At 61.4% G+C, this 17,610-nt stretch carries 16 protein-coding genes; 6 read left to right on the forward strand and 10 right to left on the reverse strand.

Translation table 11 applies throughout. The features are described from left to right. The first annotated feature begins 26 nt into the window (after positions 1-26). The 3 genes from DWF74_RS18165 to DWF74_RS18175 all read left to right on the forward strand — a co-directional run bounded on the left by DWF74_RS18165 (position 27) and on the right by DWF74_RS18175 (position 1,776). A complete protein-coding gene (locus DWF74_RS18165; RefSeq protein WP_102862786.1) occupies positions 27-302 on the forward strand; it encodes a polyhydroxyalkanoic acid system family protein in 276 nt (91 codons plus the stop codon). 198 nt (positions 303-500) lie between these two features. Continuing rightward, positions 501-923 (forward strand): phasin family protein, encoded by a 423-nt coding sequence (locus DWF74_RS18170; protein ID WP_102862787.1) that lies wholly within the window; start codon positions 501-503, stop codon positions 921-923. 10 nt (positions 924-933) lie between these two features. Next, positions 934-1,776 carry a phasin family protein gene (locus DWF74_RS18175; protein ID WP_115581436.1) on the forward strand — a complete coding sequence of 281 codons (843 nt, stop codon included), beginning with the start codon at positions 934-936 and terminating at the stop codon, positions 1,774-1,776. Positions 1,777-1,843: 67 nt separating this feature from the next. Here the strand turns inward: DWF74_RS18175 and DWF74_RS18180 are convergent, their stop codons facing one another. The 10 genes from DWF74_RS18180 to DWF74_RS18225 all read right to left on the reverse strand — a co-directional run bounded on the left by DWF74_RS18180 (position 1,844) and on the right by DWF74_RS18225 (position 14,719). Continuing rightward, on the reverse strand, positions 1,844-2,464 hold the full coding sequence (locus DWF74_RS18180) for a TetR/AcrR family transcriptional regulator (protein WP_102862789.1): 621 nt from the start codon (positions 2,462-2,464) through the stop codon (positions 1,844-1,846). Between the two features lie 65 nt (positions 2,465-2,529). After that, positions 2,530-4,212 (reverse strand): class II poly(R)-hydroxyalkanoic acid synthase, encoded by a 1,683-nt coding sequence (gene phaC, locus DWF74_RS18185; RefSeq protein WP_102862790.1) that lies wholly within the window; start codon positions 4,210-4,212, stop codon positions 2,530-2,532. 108 nt (positions 4,213-4,320) lie between these two features. Beyond that, positions 4,321-5,181: a poly(3-hydroxyalkanoate) depolymerase gene (gene phaZ, locus DWF74_RS18190; protein WP_102862791.1), complete on the reverse strand. Its 861-nt coding sequence runs from the start codon at positions 5,179-5,181 to the stop codon at positions 4,321-4,323. A gap of 130 nt (positions 5,182-5,311) precedes the next feature. After that, positions 5,312-6,991, reverse strand: coding sequence for a class II poly(R)-hydroxyalkanoic acid synthase (gene phaC / locus DWF74_RS18195; RefSeq protein WP_115581437.1), 1,680 nt, complete (start codon positions 6,989-6,991; stop codon positions 5,312-5,314). Positions 6,992-7,249: 258 nt separating this feature from the next. Next, positions 7,250-7,627 (reverse strand): gamma-butyrobetaine hydroxylase-like domain-containing protein, encoded by a 378-nt coding sequence (locus DWF74_RS18200; protein ID WP_102862793.1) that lies wholly within the window; start codon positions 7,625-7,627, stop codon positions 7,250-7,252. A gap of 91 nt (positions 7,628-7,718) precedes the next feature. After that, positions 7,719-9,056 (reverse strand): ATP-dependent protease ATPase subunit HslU, encoded by a 1,338-nt coding sequence (gene hslU, locus DWF74_RS18205; RefSeq protein ID WP_102862794.1) that lies wholly within the window; start codon positions 9,054-9,056, stop codon positions 7,719-7,721. A gap of 57 nt (positions 9,057-9,113) precedes the next feature. Next, positions 9,114-9,644: an ATP-dependent protease subunit HslV gene (hslV, locus tag DWF74_RS18210; protein WP_003186641.1), complete on the reverse strand. Its 531-nt coding sequence runs from the start codon at positions 9,642-9,644 to the stop codon at positions 9,114-9,116. Positions 9,645-9,842: 198 nt separating this feature from the next. Then, positions 9,843-10,550 carry an SPOR domain-containing protein gene (locus DWF74_RS18215; RefSeq protein WP_016962745.1) on the reverse strand — a complete coding sequence of 236 codons (708 nt, stop codon included), beginning with the start codon at positions 10,548-10,550 and terminating at the stop codon, positions 9,843-9,845. Position 10,551: 1 nt separating this feature from the next. After that, positions 10,552-12,288 carry an arginine--tRNA ligase gene (argS, locus tag DWF74_RS18220; protein ID WP_102882089.1) on the reverse strand — a complete coding sequence of 579 codons (1,737 nt, stop codon included), beginning with the start codon at positions 12,286-12,288 and terminating at the stop codon, positions 10,552-10,554. Between the two features lie 211 nt (positions 12,289-12,499). Beyond that, entirely contained in the window at positions 12,500-14,719 is a 2,220-nt protein-coding gene (locus tag DWF74_RS18225) for a primosomal protein N' (RefSeq protein ID WP_115581438.1), read from the reverse strand. Between the two features lie 299 nt (positions 14,720-15,018). Between DWF74_RS18225 and rpmE the strand changes: the two genes are divergently transcribed. From rpmE to DWF74_RS18240, 3 genes are all read left to right on the forward strand, one after another. Continuing rightward, complete coding sequence (gene rpmE, locus DWF74_RS18230; protein WP_011058815.1) at positions 15,019-15,240, forward strand: 50S ribosomal protein L31; 222 nt, start codon at positions 15,019-15,021, stop codon at positions 15,238-15,240. A gap of 41 nt (positions 15,241-15,281) precedes the next feature. Beyond that, a complete protein-coding gene (locus DWF74_RS18235; protein ID WP_115581439.1) occupies positions 15,282-16,061 on the forward strand; it encodes a thermonuclease family protein in 780 nt (259 codons plus the stop codon). Between the two features lie 187 nt (positions 16,062-16,248). Then, a complete protein-coding gene (locus DWF74_RS18240; protein WP_102862798.1) occupies positions 16,249-17,517 on the forward strand; it encodes a malic enzyme-like NAD(P)-binding protein in 1,269 nt (422 codons plus the stop codon). Positions 17,518-17,610: the final 93 nt, after the last annotated feature.

Below are 17,610 nucleotides of genomic sequence, written 5' to 3' on the forward strand. Positions count from 1 at the left end.
AGTCCCGAAACAGCAGGAGTCCTTCAATGGCCCGTATTAGTGTTGAACGTGCCCATGGCCTGGGTAAGCAGGTGGCCCGTGAAAAGGCTGACAAACTGGCGCAGAAACTCGCCGATCAGTATGGCCTGGAGCCGCAATGGGCAGGGGATACCCTGAATCTCAAGCGCTCAGGCGTCAAAGGCGCGGTGCATGTGGGCGAAGAATCGATCCGTATCGATGTGGAACTGGGGCTGTTGATGTCCGCCATGAGCGGCACCATCAAGTCGGAAATCGAAAAGGCCCTGGACAAGGCCCTGACCTGAGTCCACCCGCAGGAGCCGGCTTGTCGGCGCATCGCAGGCACTGCAACGGTGCCAGGCAAAGCGCATCGCCGGCCAGCAGGCTCCTACATGATTTGATGACATTCGTTAGGGTGCCGATTCTAATTTTTCTCTTTAGGTTGTGCCTCAGGTCCTCTTTCCGAGGGCAGTTCCTCAAACCTTCTGCGCGTGAGGTGCACCATGGCCAAAGTAATTCTGAAGAAAAAAGTTGATGTTCAATCAACTGCTCTGAGCGAAGTCAAATCCTATGCCCGCAAGATCTGGCTGGCAGGCCTGGGTGCCTACGCCAAAGTTGGCCAGGAGGGCAGCGACTACTTCCAGGAGTTGATCAAGGCTGGTCAATCCGTTGAAAAGAAAGGCAAAAAAGTTGTCACTGAACAACTTGAAGCGGCCAACAGTCAGATTGATAGCGTTAAAGGGGATGTCAGCACTCTTAAAGGCAAAGTCGAAGTGCAACTGGATAAAGTCGAGAAGGCTTTTGACACGCGCGTCGCCAGTGCCTTGAATCGTATCGGCATTCCGTCTAAACATGACGTTGAGACACTCTCTGCTAAGCTCGATGAGCTGACGGCGTTGCTCGAACGTGTCGCGCGTAAACATTAAGGAGAACGGGATGGCTGGTAAAAAGAATACTGAAAAAGAAGGCAGCTCGTGGATCGGGAAAGTCGAAGAGTACTCCCGTAAAATTTGGCTTGCTGGTTTAGGCGTGTACTCGAAAATCGACTCTGACGGCAGCAAGCTTTTCGAGACACTGGTCAAGGACGGTGAGAAAGCCGAGAAACTGACCAAGAGCGTAGTTGGCAAGAAAGTGGATGCTGCCAAAGACTCCGCAAGTTCCGCCAAGTCGCGCATCAGTGACGTCAAGGACCGCGCCCTGGGCAAGTGGGATGAACTGGAAGGCGCTTTCGACAAGCGTTTGAACAGTGCCATCTCGCGTCTGGGCGTACCGAGCCGCAATGAGGTCAAGGCGCTGCACGACAAGGTCGATACCCTGACCAAGCAGATCGAGAAACTCACAGGTGCCAAGGTCGCGCCGGTTGCGGCCAAGACCGCTGCCGCCAAACCGGCGGCAAAACCTGCTGCCAAACCACTGGCCAAGCCTGCCGCCAAACCGGCAGTCAAGGCCGCCGCAAAACCTGCCGCCAAGCCAGCAGCGAAAACAGCGGCCGCCAAACCGGCAACCAAACCCGCCGCCAAGCCCGTTGCCGCCAAGCCAGCGGCCAAACCCGCTGCCAAGCCAGCGGTGAAAGCCGCCGCCAAACCCGCTGCGAAGCCGGCCGTGGCGAAAAAGCCTGTAGCCAAGAAGCCTGTAGCAGCCAAGCCCACTGCTGCAGCCAAGCCTGCAACTGCGGCACCAGTGGCCTCGGCCAACTCGGCGAATTCCGCCGCAGCACCTGGCCCGGCTGTAACTCCGACTGCAGCGCCAACTCCAGTGACGCCAAGCAGCCAGTCCTGATTACATCAGGCACACAAAAAACGCCCGGCCTGCGAAGGTCGGGCGTTTTTTTATGGCGCGCTGCTGGCTATCCCTGTTCATCCAGGTAACGCAGGGCCATCTGTTCCGTGGCCAGCTTTGCCGGTGGCAGCAAGTGCGGCGCCACCAGCATCATGATCTGGTAGACCACTAGGCGCACTTCCCCTTCGCGATCGAGAATCCGTTGGTAATCCAGTGAGAACAGCAAGGTCATGGTGATCTGTTCCACCAGTTGGCCCAGGGCTTGGGTGCCGCTGACCAGTTGGCCTAGGGCCTTGAGCCGAGCCAGCAGGGAAGCCAGGGTGCGCTTGAGGGCGTTGAGCAGATTGCGAATGCCCTTGGCCAGTTTCGGCAGGCGTCCCGCAAGGTTGGAGAGGTCCTGGAACAGAAAGCGGTAGTGGGCCAGGCGCTCGACAATCAAGTGTAGGAACAACCAATAGTCTTCCGGCGCCAGTTGGGCATCGGACGGAGGGTCCAGCAGCGGTGTCAGCTCGTTCTGGAAACGCTCGAACAAGCCGAGCACCAGAGGTTCCTTGCCATGGAAGTGGTAGTAGAGGTTGCCAGGGCTGATCCCCATTTCATTGGCCACCTCCATGGTGGAGACATTGGGCTCGCCCTTCTGGTTGAACAGTTGCAGGGCACATTCGAGTATCCGGTCGCGGGTCTTCATCCTGACTTCTTGTCGGTCCATTGAGGGGTACGACTCCAGCGGCGGAGTCGTGGTGCAAAGTGTCTTCAGCGCACGCGCACGTAGGTGCCTGGAGCAGCCTCCATCGGTGGGTAGTTCTGGTTGCCCAGGGTGGTCAGGGTTTCCCGCTGCGCTCCGGAGTGTTCCTGAACCCAGGTCAGCCATTGGCTCCACCAACTACCGTCGACGTGTTTGGCGTCGTAGTACCAGGCTCGGGGGTCGCTGCTGAGCTTGTGGTTCTCCACGTAGTTGGCCTTGGGGTTGCTTGGTGGGTTGAGGATGCTCTGCACGTGCCCGCTGTTGGACAGTACAAAACGTTTCTCGCCTCCCAGCAGCAGGGTCGAGCGGTACACCGCGTCCCAGGGCGTGATGTGGTCGTTGATCCCGGCCACGCTGAAGCTGTCCACCGTGACCTTCTGCAAGTCGATCGGTGTGCCGCAGACTTCCAGTCCACCCTCGTGGCTCAGCGGGTTGTGCTTGAAGAAGTCCAGCAGATCGCCGTGCAAGGCGGCGGGCAAGCGGGTGCTGTCGTTGTTCCAGTACAGGATGTCGAAGACCGGCGGCTCCTTGCCCAGCAGGTAGTTGTTGACCCAGTAGTTCCAGATCAGGTCGTTGGGGCGCATCCAGGCAAACACCTTGGCCATGTCGCGGCCGTCCAGCACCCCTTGCTGGTAGGAGCGACGCTTGGCTGCCTCCAGGGTTTTCTCATCGGCAAACAAGGTGGCCGGGCTGTCCAGCTGGCTGTCCAGCAGACTCACCAGGTAGGTGGCGCTGGCGACCCGGCGCAGTTGCCGCTTGGCCTGCAGATGGCCTTGCAGGGCGGCGATGGTCAGGCCGCCGGCGCAGGCGCCCACCAGATTGACTTCCCGACTGCCGGTAATGGCGCGAGCGACATTCAGTGCCTCTTCGGCTGCTTCCACATAGCTCGACAGGCCCCATTCGCGATGACGCACGTCCGGGTTGCGCCAGCTGATCATGAACACCTGCAGGCCGTTCTTCAGCGCGTACTGAACGAAGCTGTTGGCCGGGCTGAGGTCGAAAATGTAGTACTTGTTGATCTGTGGCGGCACGATCAGCACTGGCTTGGCGTACTGTTTTTCGCTCATGGGGCTGTACTGGATCAGTTCCAGCAATTCATTGCGAAACACCACCGAACCCGGGGTTACGGCCAGGTTTCGGCCGACTTCGAAGGCGTGTTTGGTCACCTGGCTGGGCAATCCGTTGTTGTGCAGCAGGTCATCCACCAGGTTGCTGATGCCGCGCACCACGCTGTTGCCACCGGTGTTGAAAATCTCCTTGAGGGCCAGTGGGTTGAGCAGGGTGTTGGAGGGTGCCACGGCGTCATTGAGCAGGGAAAAGGCAAAGTGCGCCCGGGCCCGGTCGTCCTCGCTCATTGTGCTGTCGTCGATCCAGTTCCGGACTTGCTTCTGCCAGCTCAGGTAAGCCTGCAGACCCCGTTTGTAAAAAGGGTTGAGGGTCCAGGCCGGGTCGGCGAAACGGTTGTCCTTGGGGTTGGGTTTGTGCAGGGTTTCCCCCAGCAGCACGCGTCCCAGCTGGCCGCCCAGCGCTAAGGTATGACGGGCGCTGTGCAACGGATTACGTAGACTGTGGGCCGCGAGGCTGCGCAACGTGGAAAGCAGATCCCGGCCGCGCAGACCGGTGATCGCACTCTGTGCGTTGATATAGGCTGCGGGGGAGGGCAATGAGCCCTGCGCAGGTTTGTCTTGCATGAGTCAACACTCCTTCGTCAAACCACTAACAAGCAGACCAATCCAAGACAGACAACATAGTCGGTCCTGGCCCTTCTTGCGCGCGACGATCCTGTCGACAGGTATCTTTTACTTCACGGGACGCAAAGGCTGGGGATGCGGATGCATCACTGCCCTTTGTCGTTCCTCCTGGAGGAACTTCATGATGATGGGGGCAACGGCCTCGGCCCGGGTGATCAGGAACAGGTGGCCGTCATCGATGATGTGCAGTTGGGCGTTGGGAATTCGCCAGGCCAGCATACGCATGTTGACCAAGGGGATCAGCGGATCGTCATCACCGGCCAGCACCAGGGTCGGCTGGCGGATCTTGTGCAGCCAGTGAATGCTGGTCCAGCCCAGGCCGGCGAACAGCTGCCAGTAATAGCCCAGCTTGCCGGCCGAGCGCACCTTGGCCGCGTGTTCAGCGGCCAGGTTCGGGTCGCGGCGGAAGGAGCCACCGTAGATCAGCGGGGCGATGCGCATTACGTGGGAGGGCTGCACGTAGCGCCGCGGACTGGCCATCATCCACAGCACTTTGGGCTTGCCGGGGACCATGAAAGCGCCGGCGGCGGTGGCTGCCAGCACCAGCTTCTTGCAGCGCTCCGGGTAGTCGTAGGCGAATTGCTGGGCCAGGGCCCCGCCCCATGAAACGCCCACCGCGTTGACCTGGCCATAGTCCAGGTAATCGAGCATGCGTGCGGTCAGCTTGGCCAGGCCCGGGAAACGATAAGGCCGGCTTGGGGTCGAGGAACCGCCAACTCCCGGGACGTCGAAGGCAATGACCTCCAGGTCCGGGTCCAGGGCTTGGACGAAGGGGAACACCAGCTCCAGGTTGGCACCGATACCGTTGAAGATCAGCAGCGGCGTCAAGTGAGGCTTGCCGGGGCGTACCGCAGTGCGGATGGTCTGGCCGTCCAGATCAACGGTACGGAAGATGAAAGAGTGTGGCATGCCGTAGCCCTGTGAATTGAACCATTGGAGGCGCCTTCCCGGGCGTCCTCCGGATTTCCTGAGGCCAGGCCTCGTACCAAGAATAGGGCTTGGCGGCACCTCCTGGCGCCGCGTCGTTTACTACCTGGGCTCAACGTTCGTGGACGTAGGTCCCCGGCGCAGCCTCGGCGGCTGGGTATTTCTTGTTGCCCAGAACACTGGGTGCGGCTTTCAGTTCGCCTGAGCGCTCGGCTTGCCAGGCTTGCCAGTGCAACCACCAGGAGTCGGTGTGCTTGACCGAGTTTTCCTGCCACTGATCGGGACAGGCAGGTATATCGCTGCTGGTCATGTAACGCGCTTTCGGGTTGCCTGGCGGATTGAGGATGCTCTGGATATGACCGCTGCTGGACAGCACGAACTCCACATTGCCGCCGAACAGTTGTGCCGACTTGTAGCAGGACTTCCACGGGGTGATGTGATCGTTGGTGCCGGCCAGGGAGAAAATGTCGGCCGTGACCTGCTTCAGGTCGATCGGCGTTCCGCACACTTCCAGTGCATTGGGGCGGATCAGCGGATTGTTCTTGAACATCTCGATCAGGTCGCCGTGGAACGCGGCAGGCAGGCGGGTGGTGTCGTTGTTCCAGAACAGGATGTCGAACACCGGCGGCTCATTGCCCAGCAGGTAGTTGTTGACCCAGTAGTTCCAGATCAGATCGTTGGGGCGCATCCAGGCGAACACCTTGGCCATGTCCCGGCCTTCGAGGACACCGGCCTGATAGGAGTGGCGCTTGGCCGCTTCCAGAGTCTGCTCGTCGACGAACAGGGCTACCTGGGTATCCAGGGTGGTGTCGAGCACGCTGACCAGCAGGGTCAGGGCATTGACCTTCTTCTCCCCCAGCGCTGCATAGTGGCCCAGCAAGGCCGTGCAGGTGATGCCGCCGGAGCAGGCACCGAGCATGTTCACGTCTTTGCTGCCGGTGATCGCGGTCACCACGTCGACGGCCTCTTTCAGGGCCTCGATATAGGTGGACAGGCCCCATTCCCGCTGTGCCTTGGTGGGGTTGCGCCAGCTGACGATGAAGGTCTGCACATTGTTGCGCAGGCAGAACCGCGCCAGGCTCTTGTCCGGGCTGAGGTCGAAGACATAGAACTTGTTGATCTGCGGCGGCACCACCAGCAGTGGGCGTTCATGCACCTGCTCGGTTATTGGCCGGTACTGGATCAGTTCCAGGACATCGTTGCGAAACACCACAGCCCCTTCGCTGGTGCCCAGGTTCTTGCCGACTTCGAAGGCGTCCATATTCACCTGGCTGGGCATGCCGCCGTTGTGCACCAGGTCCTTGGCCAGGTGGGACAGGCCGTCGAGCAGGCTCTTGCCGCCCGTTTCGAAGAAGCGTTTGACTGCGGCAGGGTTGGCCGCGCTGTTGGTCGGGGCCATGGCCTCGGTCATCAGGTTGATCACGAAGTGGCCGCGGCTGATGTCCTGTTCCGACAGGCTGCTTTCGCCGATCCAGTCGTGGAGCTCTTTGCGCCATGCCAGATAGGTTTGCAGGTAGCGTTTGTACAGCGGGTTCTGGCTCCAGGCCGGATCGTTGAAGCGACGGTCGTCGCTCTCCGGTTGCAGTGTCGACTTGCCGAACATCACGTTCTTCAGTTCGAGGCCGAAATGCGCAACGTGCTTGACGCTGTGGATGGGTTGTTTGATGGCCTGGGCAAGCACCATTCGAGCAGAGGTAAGCAGATCCTTTCTACGCAAGCCGATGACCGGATTGAGCCCCAGGGTGTTTTCCGAGGCTTGGCGTTTCAGGTCATCGTTATTCTTGTTACTCATCTACGACGCTCCATTGTCCTGAGACGAGTACCGGACCTGCTGTGCAGTCACACAGCACGATGCCAGGTACTACTGCTCGGGTGACCGTTAATTGCGCACCGCTGCCTTACAGGCTCGCAAAACTCTGCAGGGAACTTGCCAGCTCCATTGGTTACCCGAGTTTAATTTTTTTCGCAAGCAGGCCATTCATTGGCCATACAGCCCAGCATTCAAACAGATGGAATTAGAAAATGCCCTCTAAACAGTCGGAGGCTTGAGTTAGAGCATCAGCTTGATGACGGACTGATTCGGGTCGCGGGTTTTTCCGGCGGCTTTGAGCTCCGCCAGATAATCGTTCCACAGATCGTCCTGGCGCAGCGCCAACTGATACAGGTATTCCCAGGTGAACAATCCGCTGTCATGGCCATCATCGAAGGTCAATTTCAGTGCGTACTGGCCAGCCGGTTCAACCTTGCTCAGGCCCACGCCTAGCTTGCCGAACTGGAGGATGGGTTTGCCGTGGCCCTGGACCTCGGCGGAGGGGGAGTGCACTCGCAGGAATTCTGCGGGCAGCTGATAGACCTCGTCTGGCCCATAGGTCAGGGTCAGGGTTTTCGAGGCTTTATGCAGGTTGATGCCGGTAGGGAGTTTGCTCATGACCTGTAGTCCTTCCGGTAGGAGCCGGCCTGCCGGCGATCGGGTTTGGCCCTATCGCCGACAGGCCGGCTCCTACGTGGGTAGTGAAGGCTTACAGGATATAACGGGACAGGTCTTCGTTCTGCGCCAATTCGCCCAGGTGGCTGTTGACGTAGGCAGCATCGATGCGGATCGGCTCTTCGTTATGAGCGCTGGCCAGGTCACCGGCGCTGAACGATACCTCTTCCAGCAGGCGCTCGAGCAGGGTGTGCAGGCGACGGGCACCGATGTTTTCGGTCTTCTCGTTGACCTGCCAGGCAATCTCCGCCAGGCGCTTGATGCCGTCGGGCAGGAACTCGATATTCAGGCCCTCGGTCTTCAGCAGCTCTCGGTACTGCTCGGTCAGCGAAGCATGGGGCTCGCTGAGGATGCGCTCGAAGTCTTCCGGCGACAGTGCCTTGAGCTCCACACGGATCGGCAGGCGGCCTTGCAGCTCTGGCACCAGATCGCTGGGCTTGCTCAGGTGGAAGGCGCCGGAGGCAATGAACAGGATGTGGTCGGTCTTGACCATGCCCAGCTTGGTGTTGACGGTGCAGCCCTCGATCAGCGGCAGCAGGTCGCGCTGTACACCTTCGCGGGACACGTCGACGCCGCCGGAATTGCCGCGCTTGGCCACCTTGTCGATCTCGTCGATGAACACGATGCCATGCTGCTCGACGGCCTCCAGGGCCTTGGCTTTGAGTTCCTCATCGTTGACCAGGCGGCTGGCTTCTTCGTCGCGCACCAGTTTCAGCGCTTCCTTGACCTTGAGCTTGCGGCTCTTGCGCTTGCCCTTGCCCATGTTGGCGAACAGGCTTTGCAGCTGGTTGGTCATTTCTTCCATGCCCGGTGGCGCAGAGATGTCGACACCGCTGACTTCCGCCACTTCGATCTCGATTTCCTTGTCGTCCAGTTGGCCTTCGCGCAGGCGCTTGCGGAACAGCTGGCGGGTGTTGGAGTCCTGGGCTGGCGCTTCATCGCCGCCAAAACCGGTGCGTGCCGGTGGCAGCAGGGCATCGAGGATGCGTTCTTCGGCGGCGTCTTCGGCGCGGTGGCGAACCCGGATCATCTCCTGCTCGCGGAACATCTTGATCGCCGCGTCGGCCAGGTCACGAATGATCGATTCAACGTCGCGGCCGACATAGCCGACCTCGGTGAATTTAGTGGCTTCGACCTTGATAAAGGGGGCATTGGCCAGTTTGGCCAGGCGCCGGGCGATCTCGGTCTTGCCGACACCGGTCGGGCCGATCATCAGGATGTTCTTGGGGGTTACTTCAACGCGCAGCTCGGCCGGTAGCTGCATGCGGCGCCAGCGGTTACGCAGAGCGATAGCGACGGCGCGCTTGGCATCGTCCTGGCCGATGATATGGCGGTTGAGTTCGTGGACGATTTCGCGGGGTGTCATGGACATAGTAATTGGCGGTCCTCAAGCAAGAATGAATGCCGTGGCGCGAGCGCCGTAACAGGCTTATTCCGCGAGATCCTGCTCCTCGATGGTTTGAGTGTGGTTGGTGAATACACAGATGTCGCCGGCGATGCCCAGGGCGGTCTCGACGATTTCACGGGCCGACAGGTCGGTCTTCTTCAGCAAGGCGCTGGCTGCGGCCTGGGCGTAGGCGCCACCGGAACCCATGGCGATCAGGCCGTCTTCGGGCTCAACCACGTCGCCGTTGCCGGTGATGATCAAGGAAGCGTCCTTGTTGGCGACAGCCAGCATGGCTTCCAGGCGGCTCAGGGAGCGATCGGTGCGCCATTCCTTGGCCAGTTCAACAGCAGCTCGCACCAAGTGCCCCTGATGTTTCTCCAGCTGGCCTTCGAAGCGTTCGAACAGGGTGAAGGCGTCAGCGGTGGCCCCGGCAAAACCGGCGATCACCTGGCCGTGGTACAGGCGACGGACTTTTTTCGCGTTGCCTTTCATCACGGTGTTGCCGAGAGATACCTGGCCGTCGCCGCCCATGACGACTTTGCCGTGGCGGCGGACTGAAACGATGGTGGTCAAGGGGAAGTCTCCACACAGCGGGGCGAAAGTGCCCTGATGGAAACTCATATGGGGGTGGCTGAGCGTTTTTCAACTGGAGGCTGTAGCGGGGGACCGGCGGTCTTTGTTGCAAGCTGCAAGAGCTTCGCGGGCAAGCCCGCTCCTACCGCGCGTTGTGCAGGAGTGGGCTTGTTCGCGATCAATCGGGTAGCCGTCGGCTTAGCGGCTCTGGCGCTGTTGTAACAGCAGGTTGCTGAAGCCGGCGCCGGCCAGTTGTTTCTGGGCCACGGTCAGTTGTTCACGGTTGCTGAACGGCCCCACCAATACCCGGTACCAGGTTTCGTCCTTCACCGTGCCGGATTCCACCGCCACCGACTGGCCCAGCAGGATGATCTGCGCCCGTACCTTGTCGGCATCGGCCTGCTTGCGGAACGAGCCGGCCTGGAGGAAGAACTTGGTCACCGGCGCCGCCTTGGCCACCGGTGGCGCGGGCGGTGGGGTGATGCCGGCCAGGGCCGCCTGGGCCCGGGCGGTGTCGATCTTCGCCGCCTCCGCCGGGGTCACCGGGGTGGTGGGCACCGGTGGCACTTGCGGCGTCGGCAGGGTTTTCTCCGGCACGGCCTCGGGCGGCACTATCACTTCCGATTCCGGCAACAGGGTATAGAAGTCGTACTTGGGCTTCACCGGTTGCTGCGGGCTCGGCGGGGTCTTGTTGGCCTCGGCGATCTTGCTGGCTTTCTGCTGTTCGATCTTCTCGCGCTTGACGCTGTCGCCGCCCTTGCCTGGTTCGAGCTTCATCAGGAATACGATGAAGGCGCCAATGGTCAGGCCGATGGCCAGCCACAACCAGCCCGGAATCGGCTTCTTGGCCGGGGCCTGGTAACGGCTGGCGCCACGCTTGGGTGCAGGTTTTTTCTTGGCAGCCAACTTACATTTGCTCCAGGACTTTGAGGCCCAGCAGTTCCAGACCTTGCTTGAGGGTGCGACGGGTCAGTTCGGTGAGGCGCAGGCGGCTATGCATCTGCGTCGGCGTCTCGGCCGCCAGGATCGGGCAGTTCTCGTAGAAGCTGGAGAACAGCCCGGCCACGTCGTACAGGTAGGTGCAGAGGATGTGCGGCGTGCCCTTGTCGGCGACGTTGTTGAGGATCTCGCCGAACTGCGCCAGCTTGGCCGCCAGCTCCAGTTCCTGGGCCGCGTGCAGTTCGATCTGGCCACCGACTTCGCTGAAGTCCTTGCCCAGCTTGCGGAACACACCGGCGGCGCGGGTGTAGGCGTACAACAGGTAAGGGGCGGTGTTGCCTTCGAAGTTGAGCATCAGGTCGAAGTTGAAGCTGTAGTCGCTGGTGCGGTGCTTGGACAGGTCGGCGTATTTCACCGAGTCGATGCCCACTACCTTGGCGATGCTGCGCAGGTCGGCTTCCGGCAGTTGCGGGTTCTTCTCTTTGACCAGGGCATAGGCGCGCTCTTCGGCTTCGGTCAGCAGGTCGATGAGTTTTACGGTGCCGCCGTCGCGGGTCTTGAACGGACGACCGTCAGCGCCGTTCATGGTGCCAAAGCCCATGTGTTCCATCTCCATCGGATGGGTCACGAAGCCGGCCTTGCGGGCGACGGCGAACACTTGCTGGAAGTGCAGGGCCTGGCGCTGGTCGACGAAGTACAGGGCGCGATCGGCCTTGAGCTTGCCACTGCGGTAGCGCACGGCGGCCAGGTCGGTGGTGGCGTAGAGGTAGCCGCCGTCGGCCTTGACGATGATCACTGGCAGCGGCTCGCCTTCGGCGTTCTTGAACTCGTCGAGGAACACGCACTGGGCGCCGTTGCTCTCCACCAGCATGCCCTTGGCCTTGAGGTCGTTGACCACATTGATCAGGTCGTCGTTATAGGCGCTTTCGCCCATGACGTCGGCCATGGTCAGCTTGACGTTCAGCAGCTCGTAGATCTTCTGGCAGTGGGACAGGGAGATGTCCTTGAACTTGGTCCACAGCTCCAGGCAGTCCGGATCGCCGGCTTGCAGCTTGACCACCAGGCTGCGGGCGCGATCGGCAAAGGCTTCGGATTCGTCGAAGCGTTGCTTGGCGGCGCGGTAGAAGTTCTCCAGGTCCGACAGCTCGTCGCTGGTAATCGGGTTTTCTTCCAGGTACGCCATCAGCATGCCGAACTGGGTGCCCCAGTCGCCGACGTGGTTCTGGCGGATCACGGTGTCGCCGAGGAACTCCAGGACCCGCGCCACGCCATCGCCGATGATGGTGGAGCGCAGATGGCCGACGTGCATCTCTTTGGCCAGATTTGGCGCCGACATGTCGACCACGGTGCGTTGTGCCGGGCTGGCCTTGCGCACGCCCAGGCGTTCGTCGCCAAGGGCGGCGTCCAGGCGCGCGGCCAGGGCCTGGGTGTTCTGGAAGAAGTTGATGAAGCCCGGGCCGGCGATTTCTGCCTTGCTCAGGTCTTCATGGGCCGGCAATGCGGCAATGATTTTTTCCGCCAGGTCGCGAGGCTTCATGCCGGCGGGCTTGGCCAGCATCATGGCGATATTGCTGGCGAAGTCACCGTGGGTCTTGTCGCGAGTGTTTTCGACCTGGATCGCCGGCGTCAGGCCTTCTGGCAACACACCTTCGGTGACGAGTTGGGTGATGGCTTGCTGGATGAGCTGGCGAATGGTGTCTTTCATGGTCTTCTCGTTCGACCGCTGGCGCGGCGGCGCTTCGGTGCGCGGGTGGAAAAACTGGGCATTATCCGTTGCTGAAGCGGGCTTGCCAACTATAGAGGGCTGCTGAGGGATCGGTGGTGGCTACTGGGTCCCGTCCGCGGGCGAGCCTGCTCTTGTGGGTGGGTGGCTATCTATCGTGGGAGCCGGCCTGCTCGCAAAGGCGCGATGTTGATCAATACAAATCCACCGGGTCCACATCCAGCGACCAGCGCACCTGGCGCCCGCTGGGCATCTGCTCCAGCAGCAGCAGCCAGTTGCTGAGTAGCCGGTGCAGCGGTGCCCGGGCGTTGGCCTGCAGCAGCAATTGCGCACGGTAACGTCCGGCGCGCCGCTCCATCGGCGCTGGCACCGGGCCCAACAGTTCGATGCCGCCCAGGTTCTGTTCCGTCAGCAAGCGCTCGGCTTCGCCGCAGGCTTCGTCCAGAAAACCTTCGGCCTGGCCTGGCTTGTGGGCTTCGGCCCGCAGCAGCGCCAGATGGGCGAAGGGTGGCAGGCCGGCGGCGCGGCGCTCGCTCAGGGCCTGCTCGGCAAAGGCGAAGTAGCCCTGTTCGGTCAGTTGCACCAGTAGCGGGTGGTCGGCGAGGTGAGTCTGGATGATCACCTTGCCCGGTTCTTCGGCGCGTCCCGCGCGCCCGGCCACCTGGACGATCAGTTGCGCCATGCGCTCGCTGGCACGGAAGTCGCCGGAGAACAGGCCGCCGTCGGCATCGAGGATCGATACCAGGGTGACCCGGGGGAAGTGGTGCCCCTTGGCCAGCATCTGGGTGCCCACCAGGATGCACGGATGACCTTTCTGGATGGTGGCGAACAGTTGGTTCATCGCGTCCTTGCGTGAGGTGCTGTCGCGGTCCACCCGTAGTACCGGGTAGTCGGGGAAGAGTATTCCCAGGCGTTCTTCCGCCCGCTCGGTTCCGGCACCCACGGGGCGCAGGTCGACCTTGCCGCATTGCGGGCAGTGCCGGGGCACGCGCTCGACGTGGCCACAATGGTGGCAGCGCAACTCGCCGGAGCGCTGGTGCACGGTCATCCGGGCATCGCAGCGCTGACATTCAGACATCCAGCCGCAGTCATGGCAGAGCAGGGTCGGAGCGAAGCCCCGGCGGTTGAGAAACACCAGCACTTGCTGCCCGGCGGCCAGGGTCTGACCGATGGCTTGTTGCATGGGGCCTGAAATACCGCTGTCCAAGGGGCGACTCTTCACATCCAGGCGCAGGAAGCGTGGCTGTTTGGCGCCACCGGCCCGCTCGTTCAGGCGCAGCAGGCCATAGCGACCGGTGTAGGCGTTGTGCAGGCTTTCCAGGGATGGGGTGGCCGAGCCCAGGACAATCGGGATGTTTTCCTGGCGTGCCCGCACCAGTGCCAGGTCCCGGGCGTGGTAGCGCAGGCCTTCCTGCTGTTTATAGGAGCCATCGTGCTCCTCGTCGATGATGATCAGCCCGGGATTTTTCATCGGGGTGAACAGGGCCGAGCGGGTGCCGATGATGATATCGGCTTCGCCATCCCGGGCGGCGAGCCAGGCATCCAGGCGTTCCCGATCATTGACCGCCGAGTGCAGCAGGGCGATGCGGGCGTTGAAACGTTGCTCGAAGCGCGCCAGGGTTTGCGGCCCCAGGTTGATCTCCGGGATCAGCACCAGCGCCTGCTTGCCGGCTTCTAGGGTCTCGCGGATCAACTGCAGGTAGACCTCGGTCTTGCCGCTGCCGGTGACGCCAGCCAGGAGAAAGGCGTGATAACTGTCGAACCCGGCGCGGATGGCCTCGTAGGCGGCGCGCTGCTCGCTGTTGAGCGGCAACTCGGGCTGGGCCAGCCAGTGTTCGTGGCGCACGCCTGGAGCGTGCTTGCGTACTTCCACCTGCACCAGGTCCTTGGCCAGAAGCAGATCCAGGCTGTCCTTGCTCAGCATCAGCTTGCTCAGCAATGCATGGGGCACGCCATGGGGATGCTGGGCCAGGGTTGCCAGGGCTTCACGCTGGCGCGGTGCACGGGCGATGCGTGGGTCATCAAGGCGGGCGCCAGGGGCAATCGACCAGAAACGCTCCTGGCGGGCCTCGGCCAGCTCTCCCTGGCGCAGCAGCACCGGCAAGGCCCAGCTCAGGGTGTCGCCCAGGCTGTGCTGATAATACTGGGCGGTCCACAGGCACAGCTTGAACAGGGCGGGTGGCAGTGGCGGGGTGGGGTCCAGCAAGGCCAGCGCCGGCTTGAGTTTCTCGGCCGGGACTTCGCTGTGATCCGCCACTTCCACCAGAATGCCGATCATTTCCCGACGGCCGAATGGCACCCGCAGGCGCATGCCCGGATGCAGCTGGGCGCGCAGCACGCCGGCGGGTGCACGGTAGTCGAACAAGCGGCGCAGGGGCGAAGGCAGGGCGAGGCGCAGGATGGCGTCGGGCACGCGGGAAAATCTCGTTGAGCGGACAGTAAATAAGCCCCGGAGCCTAACAGAGGCGATCTGGAGTGTCCTGCACAAGCGTGTACGGCTCCGGTTCCTGCGACCTTTGAGCTGTACCGGGACGGCTGTCGTCGCTCACGGAACGGCAAACCGGGTGCTGTCAAGGCTGCTCGGGGTTTTTCTGATGGAGTGCAGTCAGGATCTCTTGCGCGATTGACGGGGTCTGGTAGAATTCGCGCCCTAATTCGTGCGGTATTCAACAATAGTGTTGGGTGGCGGCACGCTAGCCTGAGGAATACACCATGAAAGCCGATATCCATCCAGTATACGAAGCCATTACCGCCACTTGCAGCTGCGGTAACGTCATCGAAACTCGCTCCACCCTGGCCAAGCCTCTGAGCCTGGACGTGTGCAACGAGTGCCACCCGTTCTACACCGGTAAGCAAAAGACTCTGGACGTTGGCGGTCGTGTCGACAAGTTCAAGTCGCGCTTCGGTGCTTTCGGCGCAACGAAAAAGGCCTGAGGCTGATCGTTCTGGAAAGCCGTTACCGACTTTCCTCGCTGATGAAAAAGGCGTCCCTAGTGGGCGCCTTTTTTGTGTCTGCGATTTGGCTGACCACCGCTCAGGCGTTTTGCCCGGTACCAAAGGGACTGATTCCTGCAACCGTGCAGCGGGTGGTGGATGGCGACACGCTGCGCCTCAAGGATGGCCGCAGCGTACGCATGATCGGCCTCAATGCGCCGGAGCTGGCCGGTAAGGGGCGGTCGGCCGAGCCTTTCGCGGTGGCGGCGCGGCAACGCTTGCAGCAATTGGTGGCGCAGAGTGGTGGTCGAGTCGGTTTGTTGCCCGGGCGTGAGCGGCGTGATCGCTATGGCCGGACCCTGGCTCATGTCTATGGTGCCAATGGCATCAACTTTGAGGCGCGCTTGATCGCTGAAGGGCTGGCCTACCAGATTGCACTGGCGCCGAACGTCGCCCTGGTGGCTTGTCAGCAAGCCGCTGAAAAACATGCGCGCCGAGCCGGGCTGGGGCTCTGGCGGCGTTCACCTGTACTGAAAGTGGAGCAGATTCGCGGTTCGGGTTTTGTTGTGCTTGAGGGGCGTGTGAGCAAGGTGCAGCGCAATCGCGGGGGTGTTTGGATCACATTGCGGGGCGCGGTTGTATTGCGCATTGCACCCAATGTCCTGGAGCGTTTTGATCGTCGCTGGCTCAAGGGGCTTTCGGGGCAGCGAATCGAGGCTCGCGGCTGGGTGGTGGAGCGCTCGCGTCGAGAGGGTTCCACATCGGGCGGGGTGCGCTGGATGTTGTCAGTGACCGACACTTCCATGGTCAGACGTCTCTGATAAAGAAAAATTGTAGACATTTTTTAATTGGATTGTGAACAGTTGAAAGCCTTGTGCACCGTGGCTCTTGGCCCAAAGTCGTACGCTACAGGCCTTGACAGGGGTGACTGGGCAGTCTTGTAGGGACTATGCGACACGCGTATCCTCGGCGGTCCGTCTGTCCAACAGTAAAAAGCGGAATGCCCACATGTCTGATTTGAAAACTGCCGCTCTCGAATATCATGCCAATCCTCGTCCAGGAAAGCTGAGTGTCGAGCTCACCAAGGCCACTGCTACCGCTCGTGATCTGGCGCTGGCCTACAGCCCCGGCGTAGCCGAACCGGTACGCGAAATCGCTCGCGATCCGGAACTGGCCTACAAGTACACCGGCAAAGGCAACCTGGTTGCCGTCATTTCCGATGGCACCGCGATTCTCGGCCTGGGTAACCTCGGCCCACTGGCCTCCAAGCCTGTGATGGAAGGCAAGGGCGTACTGTTCAAGCGTTTCGCCGGCATCGATGTATTCGACATCGAAGTCGACTCCGAAAGCCCGCAAGCCTTCATCGACACCGTCAAGCGCATCTCCATCACCTTCGGTGGCATCAACCTAGAAGACATCAAGGCTCCAGAGTGCTTTGAGATCGAGCGCGCTCTGATCGAGCAGTGCGACATTCCGGTCTTCCACGATGACCAGCACGGCACCGCGATCGTGACCGCAGCCGGCATGATCAACGCCCTGGAAATCGCTGGCAAAACCCTGTCCGACGCCAAGATCGTCTGCCTGGGTGCCGGTGCTGCCGCCATCTCCTGCATGAAACTGCTGGTGAGCATGGGTGCGCAGATCGAGAACATCTTCATGGTTGACCGTACCGGTGTGATCCACTCCGGCCGTGACGACCTGAATCAGTACAAGGCCGTGTTTGCCCACGCGACCGACAAGCGCACCCTGGCCGATGCCCTGCAAGGTGCCGACGTGTTCGTGGGTCTGTCCGGTCCGAACCTGCTGAGCGCTGAAGGCCTGAAGTCCATGGCGCCGAACCCGATCGTGTTCGCCTGCTCGAACCCTGATCCGGAAATCGCTCCAGAGCTGGCTCACGCCACCCGTGATGACGTGATCATGGCCACTGGCCGTTCGGACTACCCGAACCAGGTGAACAACGTTCTGGGCTTCCCGTTCATCTTCCGTGGTGCCCTGGACGTTCGCGCCAAGCGTATCAACGAAGAAATGAAGATCGCTGCAGCCAACGCCCTGCGTGAACTGGCCAAGCTGCCAGTGCCTCAGGAAGTGTGCGACGCCTACGGCGGCATCAAGCTGGAATTCGGTCGTGAGTACATCATTCCGAAGCCAATGGATGCCCGCCTGATCACCGTGATCTCCGATGCCGTGGCCAAGGCTGCCATCGAGACCGGCGTTGCGACCCTGCCGTATCCGAAGAACTACCCGCTCAAAAGCGTGGATGATGTGTTCAACGGCTAAGCTGTTGTAGCGTCATGCAAAAAGCCCCGGCTCTCGCGAGCCGGGGCTTTTTTGTGGGCGCTTTGTACCCTGTCATGGCCTTGCCGTAGGAGC

Source organism: Pseudomonas protegens (genome assembly GCF_003363755.1).
GTDB lineage: Bacteria > Pseudomonadota > Gammaproteobacteria > Pseudomonadales > Pseudomonadaceae > Aquipseudomonas > Aquipseudomonas danubii.